Annotated in this window: 12 protein-coding genes; 7 read left to right on the top strand and 5 right to left on the bottom strand. The window is 71.3% G+C overall.

The features are described 5' to 3' along the window. Nucleotides 1-77 precede the first annotated feature (77 nt). The 5 genes from ACFVIM_RS21675 to ACFVIM_RS21655 all read right to left on the bottom strand — a co-directional run bounded on the left by ACFVIM_RS21675 (nt 78) and on the right by ACFVIM_RS21655 (nt 5,639). Complete coding sequence (locus ACFVIM_RS21675) at nt 78-1,097, bottom strand: NAD-dependent epimerase/dehydratase family protein (protein ID WP_384303619.1); 1,020 nt, start codon at nt 1,095-1,097, stop codon at nt 78-80. Next, entirely contained in the window at nt 1,090-1,737 is a 648-nt protein-coding gene (locus tag ACFVIM_RS21670; RefSeq protein WP_384303617.1) for a dTDP-4-dehydrorhamnose 3,5-epimerase family protein, read from the bottom strand. Before ACFVIM_RS21670 ends, ACFVIM_RS21675 begins: the two co-directional genes overlap by 8 nt. Before the next feature lie 279 nt (nt 1,738-2,016). Then, entirely contained in the window at nt 2,017-3,549 is a 1,533-nt protein-coding gene (locus ACFVIM_RS21665; RefSeq protein ID WP_384303615.1) for an NDP-hexose 2,3-dehydratase family protein, read from the bottom strand. A gap of 3 nt (nt 3,550-3,552) precedes the next feature. After that, nucleotides 3,553-4,662: a DegT/DnrJ/EryC1/StrS family aminotransferase gene (locus ACFVIM_RS21660; protein ID WP_384303613.1), complete on the bottom strand. Its 1,110-nt coding sequence runs from the start codon at nt 4,660-4,662 to the stop codon at nt 3,553-3,555. Beyond that, the gene (locus ACFVIM_RS21655) at nt 4,659-5,639 is read right to left on the bottom strand and encodes an LmbU family transcriptional regulator (protein ID WP_384303611.1); all 981 of its coding nucleotides are present in this window, start codon (nt 5,637-5,639) and stop codon (nt 4,659-4,661) included. Before ACFVIM_RS21655 ends, ACFVIM_RS21660 begins: the two co-directional genes overlap by 4 nt. Before the next feature lie 440 nt (nt 5,640-6,079). On the opposite strand from ACFVIM_RS21655, the gene ACFVIM_RS21650 reads away from it, so the two are divergent. The 7 genes from ACFVIM_RS21650 (at nt 6,080) to lanKC (ending at nt 17,327) form a co-directional block, all read left to right on the top strand. After that, entirely contained in the window at nt 6,080-6,337 is a 258-nt protein-coding gene (locus tag ACFVIM_RS21650) for a phosphopantetheine-binding protein (RefSeq protein WP_384303609.1), read from the top strand. A gap of 116 nt (nt 6,338-6,453) precedes the next feature. Then, a complete protein-coding gene (locus ACFVIM_RS21645; RefSeq protein ID WP_384303607.1) occupies nt 6,454-7,641 on the top strand; it encodes a hypothetical protein in 1,188 nt (395 codons plus the stop codon). Beyond that, nucleotides 7,638-9,173 (top strand): aromatic amino acid lyase, encoded by a 1,536-nt coding sequence (locus ACFVIM_RS21640; RefSeq protein WP_384303605.1) that lies wholly within the window; start codon nt 7,638-7,640, stop codon nt 9,171-9,173. Before ACFVIM_RS21645 ends, ACFVIM_RS21640 begins: the two co-directional genes overlap by 4 nt. Continuing rightward, on the top strand, nt 9,154-11,256 hold the full coding sequence (locus tag ACFVIM_RS21635) for an ABC transporter ATP-binding protein (RefSeq protein ID WP_384303603.1): 2,103 nt from the start codon (nt 9,154-9,156) through the stop codon (nt 11,254-11,256). Before ACFVIM_RS21640 ends, ACFVIM_RS21635 begins: the two co-directional genes overlap by 20 nt. Next, entirely contained in the window at nt 11,253-13,001 is a 1,749-nt protein-coding gene (locus ACFVIM_RS21630; protein WP_384303601.1) for a fatty acyl-AMP ligase, read from the top strand. The genes ACFVIM_RS21635 and ACFVIM_RS21630 overlap by 4 nt, the downstream gene beginning before the upstream one ends. 527 nt (nt 13,002-13,528) lie before the next feature. After that, a complete protein-coding gene (locus ACFVIM_RS21625) occupies nt 13,529-14,224 on the top strand; it encodes a GNAT family N-acetyltransferase (protein WP_384303599.1) in 696 nt (231 codons plus the stop codon). Between the two features lie 457 nt (nt 14,225-14,681). Continuing rightward, complete coding sequence (gene lanKC, locus ACFVIM_RS21620; RefSeq protein WP_384303597.1) at nt 14,682-17,327, top strand: class III lanthionine synthetase LanKC; 2,646 nt, start codon at nt 14,682-14,684, stop codon at nt 17,325-17,327. Nucleotides 17,328-17,721 lie beyond the last annotated feature (394 nt).

The raw sequence follows: 17,721 nt of genomic DNA, 5'->3' as shown, positions 1-17,721 counted from the left end.
GGCGCCGCCCCGCGGTCTGGGTCCTCGTACGGGCGGCCGGCGGCCCCGGACCGCCCACCCGGGCGGCCCCGGCGCGCTCAGCCCGTGACCGTACCGGCGAGGAAGCCCACGGTCCGTGCCAGCCCCTCCTCCGAGGTGACCGCGGGCTCCCAGCCGGTGACCTTCCAGAAGGCGGACGAGTCCACGGTGAAGCTCTGGAAGTCGGCGGCCGAGGCGTGCTCCGGCGGCTCGACGGTGACGACCGGCACCGGGGGCCGCCCGTTCAGTTCCGAGGCGACCCGGGCGATCGACGCGAACAAGTCCGCCAGACTGCTGGTACGGCCGGTGCCCACCAGCCAGTGCCGGCCCGCGAGTTCGGCGGCATGGGCCGGAGCGGCGAGCAGCGCCCGCGCCGCGTCCTCGACATGGAGGAGATCGCGGCCGATGGCGCCGTCCCGCCAGACCGTCAGCGGCTGTCCCGCCAGGGCGCGCCGGGCCATCGCGGTGACCACGCCTCCGTCCGTCGCGGTCGGGCTCGGGCACTCCCCGTACACCGTCGGCAGCCGCAGCGAGATCCCCCGCAGCACGCCCTCGCGGGTGGCGTCCAGGAGGGCCCGCTCGGCGGCCAGTTTGTGACGGTCGTAGCCGCTGGCCGGATGGTCCTCCTCCGTACCGTCCACCCGTGCGGCGGCGGCGAGTCCGACCTGGCTGGTCGAGCCGGCGAAGACACAGACCGGCGGTGGGCCGCCCTGGGCGCGCACCGCCTCGACCAGATCCCGCGCCACGCCCACATTGACCCGCTCGCTGACCGGGTCGTCGCCGGTCCGCCACGCCTGGGCGGAGGAGCGGTGACAGACCAGATGCATGATCACATCGCTGTCGGCGACGGCCTCGGCCAGCGCCGCCCGGTCGGTCAGATCGGCGGCGCGCACCTCGACCTCGGCGACCGCGTCGGCGGGGACGGCGCTGGGCCGCCTGGCCACCAGCCGCAGCGCGATGGGGGAGCGCGCCAGCAGGGTGGTCACGGTGGAGCCGAGGAATCCCGACGCTCCCAGTACGGTCACCCGCGGGCGGGTGCCCGGGGCGCCGAACCCGGCCGGGTCGAATATCTCAGTCATGGTGGTCTCCCTCTCCGTCGCCGGACTCGGTGGCGGGCCCGCCACCCAGTTCGGCGTCCAGTCGCAGGCAGGTGGCGTAGTCGGGCAGCAGCCCCCGTTCCCGGGTCTCGGCGAGCGAGAGCGCCGAGGAGTCACGGGGGGAGAGGACGGGCGGGATGTCCTCGCGCAGCGGCAGCCCCAGCTCCGGATCGAAGACGGAGACCGCCCGCTCGTGCTCGGGGACATAGCCGCCGGAGAGCAGGTACGACACGACGGTGTCGTCCTCCAGGGCCTGGAAGGCGTGGCCCAGACCCACCGGCAGATAGACGGAGTGGAACTTCTCCGCGTCGAGGACTACGGAGTCCCAGCGGCCGAAGGTGGGTGAGCCCACCCGCAGATCCACGACGAAGTCCAGGGCGCTGCCCCGGGCACAGCTCACATAGGTCGCCATGCCGGGCGGTGTGGTGGTGAAGTGGACACCACGGATGACACCGCGCCGGTTGCGGCTGTGACCGGTGAGGGTGGGGCGGAACATCCGGCGGCCGGTGGCCCGGGTGAAGCCGTCGGCCTGGAACGGGGAGACGAAGAGTCCCCGCTGGTCGGGGTAGACGTCCGGAGTGAAGGCGTAGGCGCCGCTGACGCCGAGTGCGTGCCAGTGCATGGTGAGGATGCCTCTCGGTCGGGTGGGGGGAGGAGTTGCCGGGTGCCGGGCCGCGGGCCGGGGGTCACGGATGGCCGGAGGGCGGCACGGCGGGGGCGGGCGGCCGGAGTGGGGAGAACACCAGGGTCGGGGTGGGTGGGGGAGGGCAGCGCTGGGGTGGGTGGGGGGAAGGCAGCGCCGGGGCGGGTGGGGGACAGCAGCGCCGGGGCGGGCGGGGGGTGAGGGGACAGGGGCCGGGTGTCCCCGGCGCGGCGGGGAGCGGCGGGCCGTGCCGCGCGGTCAGCCCAGCGTGGCCAGGCACGCCAGCAGACTGCGGGCCTCCACGTTCACGTAGTGGCCGTGCCGTACCAGCTCTCTGAGCTGGTTCGCCGTCAGCCAGCGGTAGTTCTCCGGGACATCGAGGGGGAAGTCCGCCCCCAGGTCCACGATCCGGTAGCGGGTCACGGCGTGATGGAAGCGTCCGCCCTCCTCCGACAGCCGCGCGTCATAGAGGACCCGGCCGGGGGAGTCGGTCAGCGCCTCCGGCTCGAAGGGGCCGGTGCCGCCGAGCGCCGCCGCCCCGGCCATGCCCGACCGCTGCACGGTCGGGGCGAGTTCGATGAGGTCCCGCAGGCCCGGTTCGGCCCGCGCCTGGACCAGCAGATGCCGCACTCCGTCGATGCGGCGGACGAGAAAGGCCGCGAGGCCGTGGCCGCGCGGCGCGAGCAGCGGCTGGCTCCAGCGGCGCACCTCGCGGTCCCGGGTCTCGATCCCCGCCGCCACGATCCGGAATCCGTGCCCGTCCTCGTCGGAGATCTCGGTCTCCGTACGCGACCAGCCTTCGACGGCGCGCAGCGGGATCAGCCGGGTGTGCCAGGGGGAACGGGCCTTCACATCGATCAGCCAGCTGAGGACGGAACGCATGGTGTGCCGGGGCGTGCCGCTCTCCCGCCGGGCTCCCGCCGGGGCGAAGAGCGGCAGACAGCCGAGCACCGAGCGGGTGTCCATATTGATCAGATGGTCCTGCCGGAGGAGTTCCCTCAGCTCACCGAAGCCCACCCAGTGGAAGTCGGGGTGCTCCTCGACCTCGCCGACGGCCTCCACGACCATGTTCCGGTTCTGCTTCTGCCAGAACCAGGCGCCCTGTTCGGACTGGAGCGAGTCCACCAGCACCCGTCCCGGGCGGGCGCCCGTGAAGTGCTCCAGATGGCGGGTGGCCGCGCCGCGGTGGACCCGGGTGTAGTTGCTGCGGGTCGCCTGCACCGTGGGCGAGAGCTGGAGCCCGTTGATGTTTCCGGGCTCGGCCTTCGCCTGGAGCAGGACGTGGGGCTCGCCGTCGTACTCCCGGAGCAGCACTCCCAGTACCCCGATCTCCGGCTGGGAGATGACCGGCTGGTCCCGCAGCTGGTTTCCCCCCTCGTACGACCGCAGACCGGTGACCGTGAAGAACCGTCCGCTGTCATGGGCGAGGTCGCCCTCCGCCGTGAACCGCCACTGGTCCAGATCGGCGAAGGGGAGCGGGGTGACCGAGAGCCGTGAGCCGCGCCGCCGCTCGTCCCACCAGGCGCTGAAGCCGCCCCCGCCGGGGACGCGCTGGACGGTACCGGTGCCCTGGTGGGCTTCTGCCGTGACGATGGCGCACCTCCGGCGCGGGTTCGTACGTATGTATGAAGGGATGGCGAGGAGATACGAAGTGAGGGGGTACGGAGGGCAACAGCGCGCCCGGTCCGGCCCGCCGGGAGCGCGGCGGGCCGGACCAGGGACGGTGGCGTGTCGTGTTCGCGCCGGTCGGGAGCGGGCCGGCCCTCCGGGGACGGCCTCTCCCGACGACACGGTCTAGAGCGCGGTGAGTGTCTCGCGCAGTGCCTCGATGACGGTGTCCTGGTCGTCCTTGGTGAGGGAGGCGTACATCGGCAGCGAGAAGATCTCGTCCGCCGCCGCCTCGGTCACCGGCAGCGCGCCGGGGCCGAGACCGAGGTGGGCGAAGCCCTTCATGGTGTGCACGGGCCACCGGTAGCTGATGTTGAGCGAGACCCCGCGCCCGCCCATCTCCTCGATGATCCGGTCACGTTCCGGGTGGCGGACCACATAGACGTAGTACACGTGGTCGTTGCCCTCGGCCAGGGGCGGCAGGACGAGGCCGGTGCCCGCGAGGCCCTCGGCGTAGCGGTCGGCGATGGCGCGGCGGCGTTCGAGATAGCCGTCGAGCCGCTTCAGCTTGCGCCGCAGTATGGCCGCCTGCACCTCGTCCAGCCTGCTGTTGTGGCCGGGCGTGGACTCGACGTAGTAGCGCTCCTCCATGCCGTAGTACCGCAGTCGCCGCAGGGACGCGTCGATCTCCGGGTCGGAGGTGACGACGGCACCGCCGTCGCCGTAGGCCCCGAGGACCTTGGTGGGGTAGAACGAGAAGGCCGCGGCGTCCCCCGTCGTACCGGCGAGCCGTCCGTTCCGCCGCGCGCCGTGGGCCTGCGCGCAGTCCTCCAGCACCTTCAGACCGTGTTCGCGGGCGATCTCCATCAGAGGGTCGAGGTCGACGCACTGACCGTAGAGATGGACCGGCAGGAGGCATCTGGTCCGCTCGGTCAGCGCGCCGGGTATCCGGGCCACGTCCATCAGCAGCGTGTCGGGATCGACATCGACGAAGACGGGCGTGGCGCCGACCGCGTCGATCGCGATGACGGTGGGCGCCGCGGTGTTGGAGACGGTGATGACCTCGTCCCCGGGGCCGACCCCGAGCGCGCGCAGGGCCAGGACGAGCGCGTTGGTGCCGTTGTCGACGCTCACGCAGTGGGGAGCGCCGTGGTAGTCGGCGAACTCGCGCTCGAACTCCTGGACCTCCGGGCCGAGGACCAGCTGCCCGGAGCGGAAGACGTTGTCGACCGCGGCGAGGATCTCCTCGCGCTCGGTCTCGTACTCCGCCAGGTAGTTCCACACGTTGATGGTCATGCTGGTGCGTTCCCTCCGGGGAGCGACGGCGACGGTGGGTTCGGAGCGGCGGATGCCGCGCGGTGGACGGCGGTCTCCCACCGGTCACGCGGCACCCGGCCCGGGATGACTCCGGGCAGCACGCGGCACAGGGCCGCTGATGTGCTCAGCGTCCGGTGTTGCGGTAAGGAGGTCTCGAACGGCCGCTGGTCCCGTGCCTGGCCCTGACAGACGGCGGCGAGGGCGCGGCCGGCGGGAATGGGGCGGGCGAGGCCGACAGCGGGGACCGAGGGGCACGCGGGTTCGAGCCCCCCGTCGAGGACGGCGAGGATCCAGGCGCTCAGCTCCAGCCCCTCGTTGGCGGCCGCCTTCTCCCAGTGGATCCTGCGTTCCGACGACAGACGGAACTGGATCGCCCCGCGTCCGGTGCGCAGCGCGGCGTCCCGGGGGGCGGCGGGAGTCCGCCGCTGAGGCCGCTCATGGGCGCGCCCCCGGCTCTCGCGCACATGGCGGCGGAGTTCGTTACGGGACCAGCCCGAGCTGGCGGCGAGGCCGAGCCAGCGGTCCTGTTCCCCCTCGTCGAGGCTGGCGACCTCGGCGTGGTGCTGGAAGCTGAGACCGCTGTGACGGCGCCCGACGGGGAAACGCCCGGCGATCCAGGCGTAGTTGCGCAGCGTCTGGTAGCTGAGGGAGGTGTCCGCGATGGCCGCCTTGTAACGCTGGGGGTAGTGTGCCTGGCCGTAGATCAGCCAGTCCCCGAGCCACCAGCCCGACGAGTCGCTGATGACGAAGATATGGCGGCCCACGCTCTTCCAGCGCTCCAGGGACATATCCGCGGGGAGATCGAGTGCGGTACGACAGGTACTCAGAGGGGCTTTTGGGGCTGGTGGTGCGGCGTCCGTGGCTGCTTCCCTTGTCGAAGGCTGCGGTGTTCGTTGAATTGAGTGCCCTCTGGATATCGCTTGGGGAGAATGGTTATCCCCTATCTTGACAGGCACGGCGACCTCCGTTCGTGCATGCTGATTACCCGTCCGGCCGCGGGTATTCTTCGGAGTCTGCCCCACTGGCACCTACAGTGTCCAGCGAAATGAATGCGCTGATTCTGTAAGAAGTGCCAGACTCTGACGCGTTGTCTTCGGTGGCGATGCGGTCCCGATATCCGGAGTCCGATAGTCCGAATCGTGCTGGGCCGTGGCGTGGGGCGATGTGCTCCCCGGTGGTTTGGCCGTGCGTAACTCCTTCTTAACTCAGCTTGAGATGCCGGTGGTTGAGGGTGCGCCCCGGACCGGAGCCCTGCCCCGGGTCAGCTGGGTACCGGTGCTCCGCGCGGTGCGCCCGGGGTGGCCGTCCCGCCGGCGGGACGGCGAGGGAGGGGCCTTGCGTTTGTGTCGGGGGTGGGGTTCTACTGCTCCCCGGTTCTCAGAATAGGGAGAAAACAATGGTTGCCGCCAACCGTGAAAAAAGTGCGCTGCAATATGTTGCGGAAACGATTGAAGAAGTGACGGGGGTACCGGTGTCCGAGGTGGCTCCGGAAAAGGCTCTGGTGGATGATCTCGGTATCGATTCGCTCTCCATGGTGGAGATTGCCTTTACGCTCCAGAAGGAGGTTGGCGGGGAAATTCCGGACGAGGAGTTGGCGGGGGTGAGGACGGTGGCGGATCTTGTCAATCTGCTACTGAGTGACCACGGTGGGTGAAAATCCCTCCTGCCCCGCCCCCGCCGTGCGGGCCCCCGCCCGCGTGCCCGCTCGCGGGTGGGGGCGGGCCCGTGGGGGCGTGGGCGGGATGGAGAGGTTGGACGCGATGGAGTCGTATGGAGGGAAACCCGGTGTACCCAGAGGTCACCCCGGAGGAACTGCTCAGCGCCACCCCCGGCGCCCCGGAGGTCAACGACCGCCCCTGGCTGGTGCGGTGGGACCGTGTGAAGGACCCCGCCGCCCTGGTGGACCGACTGCTCCCCGACACCGTGGAGTTCCACACCTCGGGGACGACCGGCCCCGGCCGCCCCTGGCGCCGTACACGCGAGCAGCTGTGGAGTGAGGCGGGGCTGCTGGCCGGGTTGCTGGCCCCGGAGCGGCCGGAGGCGGTGCTGTCGTTCGCGCCCGCGCGCCATGTCTACGGCGCGCTCGCCACGCTGCTCGTTCCGGCCCGGTTGGGGCTGCCCGTCTGGTACCGCCCCCACTACTTCGGTCCGATGCCGGAACGGCCCGGCACCCGCTGGGCCGTGGTCGCCGTGCCGTGGTCGTTCTCCGTGCTCTGCCGCAAGGCGGCCTGGAGCCGCGCGGCCGAACGGCTGACGCTGCTGCACAGCACCGCCCTGCTGCCCGCGACCGTGACCGACTTCCTGGATTCGGCGGGGGCGGACCGGGTCTCGGTCACCGAGGTCTTCGGCTCCACCGAGACCGGCGGGGTCGCGTGGCGCACCTGGGACCGGGGAGAGCCCGCCTGGCACCTCTTCGACGATGTCGTCTTCGCTGACCAGGGCCAAGACCAGGGCCAAGACCAGGGCCAAGACCAGGGCCGAGAGCAAGAGCCTGCTGACGGCGTGGACCGGGACTCCCTCCTCCGTATCCGCAGTCCCCGGCTGGCGGCGGAGCCGGGCGGAGAGCCGCTGACCGTCTGGCAGACCGATGACTACGTACGGCGCGCCGGGCCGCGCCGCTTCCGCTTCAGCGGTCGCCGGGGACGGCTGGTGAAGATCAACGGACGCCGGGTCAACCTCGATCACCTGGAGGACGCGCTGCGCGCCGTCGTCGACTGCGCGGATCTCGTCTGCCTCCCGGTCACCGACGGACTCAGCGGTGAGCAACTCGATCTGCTGGTCGTGCCGGTGCCGGGCGGCCGGCTCGAAAGCGGCGCGGTCCGCGCCCTGATCGCGGGCTCCACCGTGGGGGTCCGCCCCCGGCGGGTCCATGTCGTCGAGCGGATCGACCGCTCCGACACCGGCAAGCTGCGCCGGGTCCAGTCACCGTTTCCCACAGATGCAGGAGCTGTCACGTGATCACAGAGGCCGTCGGGACTTCTCAGAAGGAACGTCTCGCCGACATCCTGCGCGCCGCGCGCGCCGGAGCCGTCCTGGACCAGTGCGGTCCCCTTGACGCCGAGCGGATGCGCGCCGGGGTCGAGGGACTCGACCGTGTCCTCGCCCGCGAGGAACAGCTGTACGGAGTGACGCGGGGCTTCGGGCCGCTCGTCCTGTACTCCGCCAGCGAGTCCGGCGCCGAACAGGGGGCCGGGCTGATCGCCCATCTCGCCACCGCCCAGGGCAGACCGCTGAGCCCCGAGGCCAGCAGACTCGTCCTCTGGATACGGCTGACCGGTATGCGGCAGGGGTACTCGGCGATTGCCCCCGAGTTCTGGAACACCCTCGCCGACCTCTGGAACAAGGGCTTCACCCCGGTCATCCCGCGTGACGGAACCGTCAGCGCCAGTGGTGATCTCCAGCCGCTGGCGCACGCGGCACTCGCCCTCGCGGGGGAGGGCGAGGCATGGCTGCGCGACGAGAGCGGTGAGTGGCGGATCCACCCCTCGGCCGAGGCGCTCGCCGCCATCGGGGCCCCGCCCCTGGTCTGGCAGGCGCGCCAGGCGCTGTCGTTCGTCAACGGCACCAGCGTCAGTCTCGCCGTCACCATGCTCAACCACCGTGAGGTGCTGCGGATCTGCCGGGCCGTCGCCACGCTCACCGCCCGCGCCGTCACCCTGCTGGGGTCCAGTCCGGAGGCGTACCACCGGGGTGTCGGCTACGCCCGGGGCCAGCTCGGCCAGATCCACGCCGCGAGCTGGATCCGCGGGGGGCTGCCCGAGGACCAGCGGCGCGATCCCGCCCGCCCGCTCCAGGAGCCCTACAGCCTGCGCTGTGCGCCGCAGGTGATCGGCGCCGTACTCGACCAGCTCTCCGCGCAGGAGGAGATCCTGGTCCGCGAGGCCACCGGATGCACCGACAACCCGCTGTACTTCGAGGGTGAGTTCCTGCACGGGGGCAACTTCCACGCGATGCCCGTCGGCTTCGCCTCCGACCAGATCGGGCTCTGCCTCCAGCAGGTCGCCTTCCTCGCCGAACGCCAGCTCGCGCTCCTGTGCGCGCCGCAGACCAACGGCGATCTGCCGCCGATGCTCACGCCCCAGCCCGGCCGGGGCAGCGGGCTGGCGGGGGTGCAGCTCAGTGCCACCTCCTTCACCTCCCGGATCCGGCAGCTGGTCTTCCCCTCCGGTCTCACCTCCCTGCCCACCAACGGCTGGAACCAGGACCACGTCCCGATGGCCCTCAACGGCGCCAACTCGGTGGGGGAGGCGATCGACCTGGCCTGGCTGGTCGTCGGCTCGCTGGGGCTCGGTGTCACCCAGTACGCGGCCCTGGCGGGCGCCGCCCCCGCCGGGGACGGTGTCTGGGCCGAGCTGGCCCGGCTCTCGCCGCCCCTCGCGGCCGACCGCCCGCTCGCTCCCGAGGTGCGTGCCGCGCGTGACGTGTTGAGGGAGCACGCGGACCGGCTGCTGGAAGAGGAGGAGAGCGGCGATGCCGGATTCGGCGCGTGAGCGGTCCGCCGGGGGTACGGAGGACCGGGCATCCGTACCGGAGCCGGCGACCCCGCCTCCGTACGGCGACCGTGCCTCGCACAAGGGGCGTGGGACGGACGGAGGACAGCGGACGGCTGGTGGACGGCGGACGGACGGCGGTCCGCGCGAGGGCGCTGAGGGTGCCAAGGCCGGTGAGGCCGGGAGGGTCGGCGCGGCCGGTGAGACCGGGAGCCCGGGTGAGGGCTCCGACCGGCGGCGTCCCGCCGTGCTGCGGGCCGACGCCTGGCAGGCCATGCTCCGCTATCTCCGCCCCCAGCGGCGGCTGATCGTCCTCGGCGGCGGTCTCTCCCTGCTCGGCGGCCTCTCCGGGCTCATCCAGCCCGTCGTCGCCCGGATCGTGGTGGAGGACCTGGAGGCCCAGCGCCCGGTCCTCGCCGCGCTGATCGTGCTCACCACCATCGTCCTCGCCTCGGCCGCGGTCGGCGCGGTCGGCACCTTCGTCCTGATGCGGGTCTCCGAGGTCGTCGTCCTCAACTCCCGCCGCGAGGTCATCCGCAAGGTGCTGTGGCTGCGGCTGGGGGAGACCGACAAGTTCGCGCCCGGCGATCTGATGTCCCGCGCCACCGCCGACACGACCCTGCTGCGCAGCGCCGTCACCACCTCCCTGGTGGAGACCGTCACCGGCACGGTGATGCTGACCGCCATCGTCGTCGCGATGGCGCTGATGGACTGGGTGCTGCTGCTCACCACGCTCGGGGCCCTGGTCCTCGGCGCGGCCGTGGTCGGCCTCGGTCTGCCGCTGCTGGAGAACGCCTCCCGCCGGGTACAGGAGGGCGTCGCCGAGCTGAGCACCGCCCTCGAACGCGTCCTCGGCACCTTCCGTACCATCAAGGCCTCCGGCGCCGAGCACACCGAGGCCGAGATCGCCGAGCGCGGCGCGTTCCGCGCCTGGCGCAACAGCCTCAAGGTCGCCAAGCTGGAGGCCTGGATCAACGCCTCCATCACCGTGACCATCCAGATCGCCTTCCTCGCCGTCCTCGGCGTCGGCGGCGCCCGGGTCGCCTCCGGCGCGATGGACCTGGGCACGATGGTCGCGTTCCTGCTCTACCTCTTCTATCTGGTGATGCCGCTCGGCGCCCTCGTCCAGGCCATGACCCGGTTCAACGTGGTGGCCGCGGCCCTCGGCCGGGTCGGCGAGATGCTCACCCTCAGGACCGAACCGGAGGGTGTCCGCCCGGACGCCGCCACCGCGGTCCGCGAACACACCACCCCGCCCGCCTCCGTCGCCTTCCGCGATGTGGTGTTCCGTTATCCGGGGGACAGCCCCGCCGGGAATCCGATCGTCCACCACGGGGTCAGCTTCGAGATCCCCTCCGGTGGGATGACCGCCTTCGTCGGCCCCTCCGGCGCCGGGAAGTCCACCGTCTTCGCGCTGATCGAGCGGTTCTACGACGTGGAGAGCGGCGCCGTCCTCATCGACGGCACCGATGTGCGCGAGAAGGACCTCAGCGAACTGCGCTCCGGCATCGGCTATGTGGAACAGGACGCCCCCGTGCTCGCCGGAACCATCCGGGAGAACCTCTGCATCGGGCTCACCGGCGTCGCCGAGGAGGAACTCCACCGCGCCGTCGACCAGGCCCGCCTCACCGAGGTCGTCGCACGGCTGCCGCACGGACTGGAGACCCAGGTCGGCCACCGGGGGAGCAAACTCTCCGGCGGCGAACGCCAGCGGGTGGCCGTGGCCCGGGCGCTGCTGCGCAGGCCCCGGCTGCTGCTGCTGGACGAGGTCACCAGCCAGCTCGACGCCCGCAACGAGAACGCCCTGCGCGAGGTCATCGCCGCCGTGAGCGGTGAGACCACCGTCGTCGTGGTGGCGCACCGGCTCTCGACCGTCTCCATGGCCGACCGGATCGTGGTCATGGACGCCGGCCGGGTCCGCGCCGTCGGCACCCACGAGGAGCTGCTCGGCGAGGACGCCCTCTACCGCGAACTGGCCGCGACCCAGCTGCTGCTGCCCGCGACCGATTCCGACGCCTCCGCCGTCACCGGTTCCGACGCGTCCGCCGTCACCGTCATCGAAGATCTGGGGAAGCGCTCATGACCACCGGCACCGCCCGACCCGTCACCTCACCCAGCACCATGACGTTCACGGATCTCGGGCCCGAGACCGTCCGGCTGGAGTACCTCGGCGACACGGTGGCGCGCTTCGCCCGGGAACGCCCGGACGCGCCCGCGCTGACCGTGCTCGACGACCGCCGGATCCCCGGAGAGACCCGGCGGCACGAGACCGTCACCACGCTGACCTACGGCGAACTCGACCAGCGCGCCCGCGCGGTCGCCGCCGAACTCCAGGAACACTGTCCCGCCCGGTCCCGGGTCGCGATCCTCTGCCCCCATGACGAGACCTATGTCGTCGCCTTCCTCGGCTGTCTGTACGCGGGCATGGTGGCCGTGCCGCTCTTCGCGCCCGAACTGTTCCGCAGCCACACCCGGCTCTGGTCCGTCGTCGAGGACAGCACCCCGGTCGCCGCCCTCACCACCACCCGCTCGGTACGCGCCGTACGCAAGGCACTCACCGAGACCGGCTGGGGCGGAGGGCTGGTGCTCCAGGTCGACCGGATACCGGCGGAAGGCGCCGACCGGTGGCGTCGCCCCGCGACCGAGCCCGGCCAGGTGGCCTACCTCCAGTACACCTCCGGCTCCACCGGACGGCCCGCCGGGGTGCGGGTCACCCAGGCCAACCTTGCCGCCGCCGCGTACCAGATGCGCACCCGGTTCATGCCCGCGAAAGCGGCCGTCTCCTGGGTGCCGTTCTTCCATGACATGGGGCTGATCTGCGCCATCGCCAGTCCGCTCAGCGCCGGGATGCATATGGTCCACCTCAGTCCGATGAGCTTTCTGCACCGCCCCTACCGCTGGCTCAAGGCCGTCTCCGACTACCGCGCGGACTGGACCGTCACCCCCAACTTCGGGCTGGCGCACTGCGTACGGCGCGTCTCCGCCGAGGAGATCGCCACCCTCGACCTCAGCGGCCTCAACGCGCTCGCCATCGGCGGCGAACCCGTCCACGCGCGCTCCGTCGACGCCTTCCTGGACGTCTTCGAGCGGGCGGGACTGAGCCGTACGGCGCCCGTCCCCTGTTACGGACTGGCCGAGGCCACCCTCTCGGTGGCGATGACCCCGAACGGCCTGGGCGCGGTCGGCGACCACTTCGACCGGGCCGCGCTCACCGGCGGCGAGGTGCGGCCCGCGCCCGAAGGGCCCGACACCGTCCCCCTCGTGGGCAGCGGCACCGTACTGCCGGGGGTGAGCGTCCAGATCACCGACCCCGACAGCGGAGACGAGGTCCACGGCCGGGTCGGGGAGATCTGGACCCGCGGCCCCAACGCCACCGACGGCTACTGGGAACAGCCCGAGCGCACCGCCCGCGTCTACGGCGGCGGCTGGCTGCGCACCGGGGACTGGGGATTCGTCCACCACGGCGCCCTGTACGTGGTCGGACGGCTCGACGACGTCATCATCGTCCGTGGCCGCAACCACTACCCCGAGGACATCGAAGCCACCGTCGAATCCGTCGCGCCCGTCTCCGCCACCGCGATCGGCGTCGAGAGCGACCAGACACAGCGGCTGGTGGTGCTGATGGAGGCGGACCCGCCGATGCTGGGACTGCCGGAGGCCGACGCCGCGGCGCTCTGCGAGCGGGTACGGCAGGCGGTGAGCCGCCACCATGGGCTGGCGGTGCATGAGGTGGTGACGGTGCGGAGGGGGGCGCTGCCGCGCACCACGAGCGGGAAGATCCAGCGGGGTGCCTGCCGCCACCAGTACTCCACCGCGACCCTTCCCTAAAGGTTTGTCCGGGCGGCTGTCGCGGTCCCGGCAAGATCGCCCGGACAGGTCCTAACCCTCCGGCCCCGTCATGCCCACCGGGGTGGCCGGGCTCCGCCCACCCCGGTGGGCATGACGGCTCCACCCGTCCGGGGGCGCGCCCACACAGGGGTGGGCCGGTTCCGCCACCGTGGGGGAACCGGCGCGCCCACACAGGGGTGGGCCGGCCCGCGTCGACGCCCGTATCGCGCGGCCCTTATCGCGCACCCGGCCATGGGCCGGGCCCTGGTGGCCGGTGGTGGCCATCACCCTTTTCATGAGATCCGGACAGAGGTCCCGGAAAAGCACCCGCCATATCCGTCTCCTTGCCGGTTCCATGAGGGTGTTCACCGTGGAATTGGCCAGCGGGTGGAGTCTGTCGGCTTCTCTGTCCCGCTGGCGGGACATGGTCATACGGGAAGAGGTCGGCACATCACCGAAGAATGGTTGACGGATCATCCGCTGCCGGGCACTGTGGGCGGCGGCCGAGAAGATGGGAAGAAGGCAGAATGACCGTTGAGACGGAAGAAGTCACACCGGGTCTGAGGTCTGGCCGTATGGTCACGATCTCTTATTCGAGTGAGGCTGATTATGAAATCTTCGTCCGCTGGTTCACACCGGATAGCCGTATTGCCTCACTCACCGGCGACGCGGGTGAGCAGGTGACCGTGGCGGCCCTGCGGGAGGACGCGGCTTCCGGTTCGCAGCACTGCACGATCCGTACCCTGGACGGGCGTCCGGTCGGTATGGTGAAGTTCCGCAGGGCCGGTGGTATCCGCTCCACGATGTTTGAGATCAGTGGTGCGATCGGCATTGAGGGCCTCTGGTCCAGGGGCTATGGTGCCGAGGGGTTCGGCCTGGTCATCCAGCATCTCTTCGAGGATCTGGCGGCCCATCGGCTGGAGTTCAGGGTGGGTCTGTTCAACCGGCCCATGCTGGAGATGGTGATGCGGCTCAAGTTCTTCGTCCTGGAGGGCGTGCTGCGTGACCGCATGCCCTTCGGCGGTGAGTTCTACGATCTGACGGTCTGGTCCATGCTGCGGGCCGAGTATGAATCCCTTTTCCTTAAGGGGCATTGGGAGGAGGGCTCGGCCAAGGATGTCCAGCATGCGCGGATGAGCCCCGAGAAGGCGGAGTCGCGACGGGCCCTCGATGGATATCTCAGAAATGGGCTTGTCAGTTCGCTATCGCTTATGGGAACATGAAGACCCGGTTCGGCCGGGCCAGCGTCAAAGAGTTGGGCCCGGTCCTTCCGGGTAACTGAAAGAGCGTCGGCGGAATGAGTCCGCCGCCACCGCGGGCGTCTTCTCTCGATAAGCGCCCCTCATTCGTGATCGAAACCTCCTTGAGGCGATCAGCATGGGCTCGACCGGGACACGCGCCGTCGACCGGGATCCCCGCTCGGACCGGATCCGCTGTCGGCCGTGACATATCGGATCCCTGAGATTCCGCGGCTCCCGTCAGCCCTGTGGACTCCGTGATTTCCGCGAATTCCGCGACGTACTCGGGTTCCCTGGATTCCGTGAACTCTGAGCATGCCGCGAGTCCACTGAGTCCCCCGCGTCCCCCGCGTACCCCGCGGGTCCGAGACACCCCGCGCACCCCACGCACCGCGATTCCCCTGACCCCCCGTTCCGTGAGTCCTCGTGGAGGAGGTAAGCCATGGCCGTCGACTGGACGATCTTCGTTCTCTCCGATCCCGTCTTCTTCGCCCCGCCGGAGGAGGGCGAGGACCAGGAGGTCTTCTGCCCGCCGCAGTTCGCCGCCGTACCCGAGGGCTGGCGGGTCCGGAAGCAGCGGATGTGGAGCGTCTACGCCCCGCAGGCCCCGACGGCCCTGTCCGGGGTCGAGCAGGGCTGGAAGATCCATGTCTCCGCGACGCAGGCCAACGCCGACAAGGTGCTGGAGATCGTGGCGGGGCACTGTCTCGACACGGGCGTCGCGTTCAAGCACCTCGGTACCCGCCGGGTGCTGGAGGCGATGAACTCCAAGTACGCCCCCCGGGCGGGCAGCGGCAAGTTCATCGCGATCTACCCCCGGGACGAGGCCGAGTTCGAGCGCTGCGCGACCGAGCTCGCCGAGCGGCTCGCCGGGATGGACGGCCCCTATGTCCTGACCGACTGCCGCTGGGGCGAGGGGCCGGTCTACTTCCGCTACGGCGCCTTCACCGAACGCTGGTGCTGGACCGAGGACGGCGCCCAGGTGCTCGCCCTGACGGGAGCCGACGGCACTCCCGTACCCGATCGGCGACAGCCCTTCTTCCAGGTGCCCGACGGCGTCTCCGTACCCGCCGTCCTCCAGCCGCATATCGACCGGCGCGCCGCCCCCAGCGGCGATATCGACTACACCATCGACGAAGTCCTCCACTTCTCCAACGGCGGCGGGGTCTACGGCGCGGTGCGCCGCTCCGACGGCCGCCGGGTGATCCTGAAGGAGGCCCGCCCCCACGCGGGAACCACCACCGACGGTGGAGACGCCGTGGTCCGGCTCGGCAACGAGGAACGGATCCTGCGCCTGCTCCAGGAGGTGCCCGGGGTCCCCGAGGCCCATGAGAGCTTCACCTTCGGCGGCCATCGGATGCTGGCCATGGAGCGGATGGAGGGCATGACCCTCCAGCGCTGGCTCACGCTGAACCACCCCGTCGTGAACTGGGCCACCAGCACCCCCGGCGCCATCCGTGACTACACCCGCCGTGCCGAGGGCGCCCACGCCGCCATCGCCGCGCTGCTGCGCCGACTGCACACGGAGGGGGTGGTCTTCGGTGATCTGCACCCCGGCAACATCCTCATCGAGGAGGACCGCGCCACGGACGGCCCGAACGGCGGCGAGAGCGTCTTCCGTATCGCCTTCGTCGACTTCGAGATGGCCTTCCCCGCCGGGGAACCCGTCCGGCCCGTCCTCGGCTTCCCCGGCTTCACCGCCCGCGAGAAGACCGGCACGGACGTCGACGAGCACTCCCTGGCCGTGCTCCACCTCTGGTTCTATCTGCCGACGACCTCGCTGCTGAACATCTGCCCGGCGAAGGCGGAGACACTGATCGCCGAGGCGGAGCGGATCTTCGCGCCACCGCCGGAGTTCGGCGAGAGCCTCCGCTCGGTCATCCTCTCCGAGCGCGACGTGCCGCGCTCGGCGCGGGCCCGCCGGGTCACCGCCCGGGCCGGGGCCGCGCTGGACGGCCCCGACCCCGACTGGACGGCGGTACGGGACTCACTGGCCCGCGCCATCCACGCCACCGCGACCCCCGGGCGGGCCGACCGGCTCTTCCCCGGTGACCCGCTCCAGTTCAGTACCGCGCCCGGCTCCTTCGCCCATGGCGCCGCCGGGGTGCTGTGGGCGCTGACGATGGCCGGGGATCCGTTCCGTACCGAGCGTCCCGCGTACGAGGAGTGGCTGGTCCGCTCGGCCCGCGCCCAGCACATCCGGCCCGGCTTCTACGACGGCGCCCACGGCGTCGCCCATGTCCTGGACCTGCTCGGCCGCCGGGCCGAGGCCGACGAGCTGATCGAGCGCCACCGCGCCCAGCTGGAGGAGGTCACCGATGTCTCCCTCCACAGCGGGCTCGCCGGGATCGGGCTCAATCTGCTCCATCTCGCGGACGGCCCCGGCCATCCGTACCGCGCCGCGGCCCTGGCCATCGGCGAGCGGCTCTCCGCCGCCGTACACGACGGACGGCCGCACGGCATCGACACGGTCGCCGGGGAGACCGGCACCCGTGCCGGGCTGCTGCGCGGCTGGTCCGGGGTGGCGCTCTTCCTGCTCAGGCTCTACGAGACCACCGGGGACAAGCGCCGGCTGGAGACCGCGCTCGCCGCCGTCCACCGCGATCTCGACCTGTGTGTGGAGAAGCCGGGTGGGGTGCTCCATGTCGACGGTGGCTACCGGGCCCTGACCTATCTGGAGATCGGGGCCGGCGGGATCGCGCTCGTCGCGGATCTGCTCGCCGACGCCACCGGCGACCCCCGGGTGACCGGGGCGCTGCCCGGGCTGGCCCGCGCCGCCCGCGCCCCCTACGTCCTGGAGAGCCAGCTCTTCAACGGACGCGCCGGGCTGCTGGCCGTCTCCCACGCCGTACGCCACCACCTCAGCGGCGTCGACGCGGACCCGGTCGCGGAGCACCTCGCCCATCTCCACTGGAACGCGCTCGCCTACGACGGTCATGTCGCCTTCCCCGGGCGGGACAGCCTGCGGCTCTCCATGGACCTGGCGACCGGCAACGCCGGGGTGCTGGCCGTCCTCTCCTCGCTCCAGCGCGGCGGGCACCCCCCGCTGCCCTTCCTCAAGCCCGGTCCGGTGCCCGCGCGGCGCTGAGACCCCACGACTTCCGGACCGAACCCGGTCCGGGCCCCCGACACCAGGAGAGGAGGTGCCCCGATGAACGTTCTGGACCTGCAGACGATGGACGCGTCGAAGACCGACGCCGAGCTGCCCACCAGCGCCACCAGCAACGGCTGCTGAACCAGCCGCCGTGTGCTCATCCCCTGAGCTCACCGAGCTCCCTGCCGACGAGAAGGAGGTGTCACGATGAACGTTCTGGACCTTCAGACGATGGACGCGTCGAAGACCGACGCTGAGCTGCCCACCAGCGCCACCAGCAACGGCTGCTGAGTGAGCTGACGTACACAACCTCAAGAGGGCCGCAACGGAAGCCAACCGCGGCCGCCCACCGGGTTGTCTGACCCGGCGTGGGGGGACTCCTGTGAGG

The sequence above is a fragment of the Streptomyces sp. NPDC057638 genome (genome assembly GCF_042800315.1).
In the GTDB taxonomy this organism is placed as follows: domain Bacteria; phylum Actinomycetota; class Actinomycetes; order Streptomycetales; family Streptomycetaceae; genus Streptomyces.
This window is presented reverse-complemented; position numbering and strand designations above follow the sequence as displayed.

Bases quoted from the DNA above. Each gene is read 5' to 3' on its own strand.
- ACFVIM_RS21635 (WP_384303603.1), top strand. From the start codon at position 9,154: ATGCCGGATTCGGCGCGTGAGCGGTCCGCCGGGGGTACGGAGGACCGG.
- ACFVIM_RS21650 (WP_384303609.1), top strand. From the start codon at position 6,080: ATGGTTGCCGCCAACCGTGAAAAAAGTGCGCTGCAATATGTTGCGGAA.
- ACFVIM_RS21630 (WP_384303601.1), top strand. From the start codon at position 11,253: ATGACCACCGGCACCGCCCGACCCGTCACCTCACCCAGCACCATGACG.
- lanKC (WP_384303597.1), top strand. From the start codon at position 14,682: ATGGCCGTCGACTGGACGATCTTCGTTCTCTCCGATCCCGTCTTCTTC.
- ACFVIM_RS21670 (WP_384303617.1), bottom strand. From the start codon at position 1,737: ATGCACTGGCACGCACTCGGCGTCAGCGGCGCCTACGCCTTCACTCCG.
- ACFVIM_RS21660 (WP_384303613.1), bottom strand. From the start codon at position 4,662: ATGACCATCAACGTGTGGAACTACCTGGCGGAGTACGAGACCGAGCGC.
- ACFVIM_RS21645 (WP_384303607.1), top strand. From the start codon at position 6,454: ATGGAGGGAAACCCGGTGTACCCAGAGGTCACCCCGGAGGAACTGCTC.
- ACFVIM_RS21625 (WP_384303599.1), top strand. From the start codon at position 13,529: ATGACCGTTGAGACGGAAGAAGTCACACCGGGTCTGAGGTCTGGCCGT.
- ACFVIM_RS21675 (WP_384303619.1), bottom strand. From the start codon at position 1,097: ATGACTGAGATATTCGACCCGGCCGGGTTCGGCGCCCCGGGCACCCGC.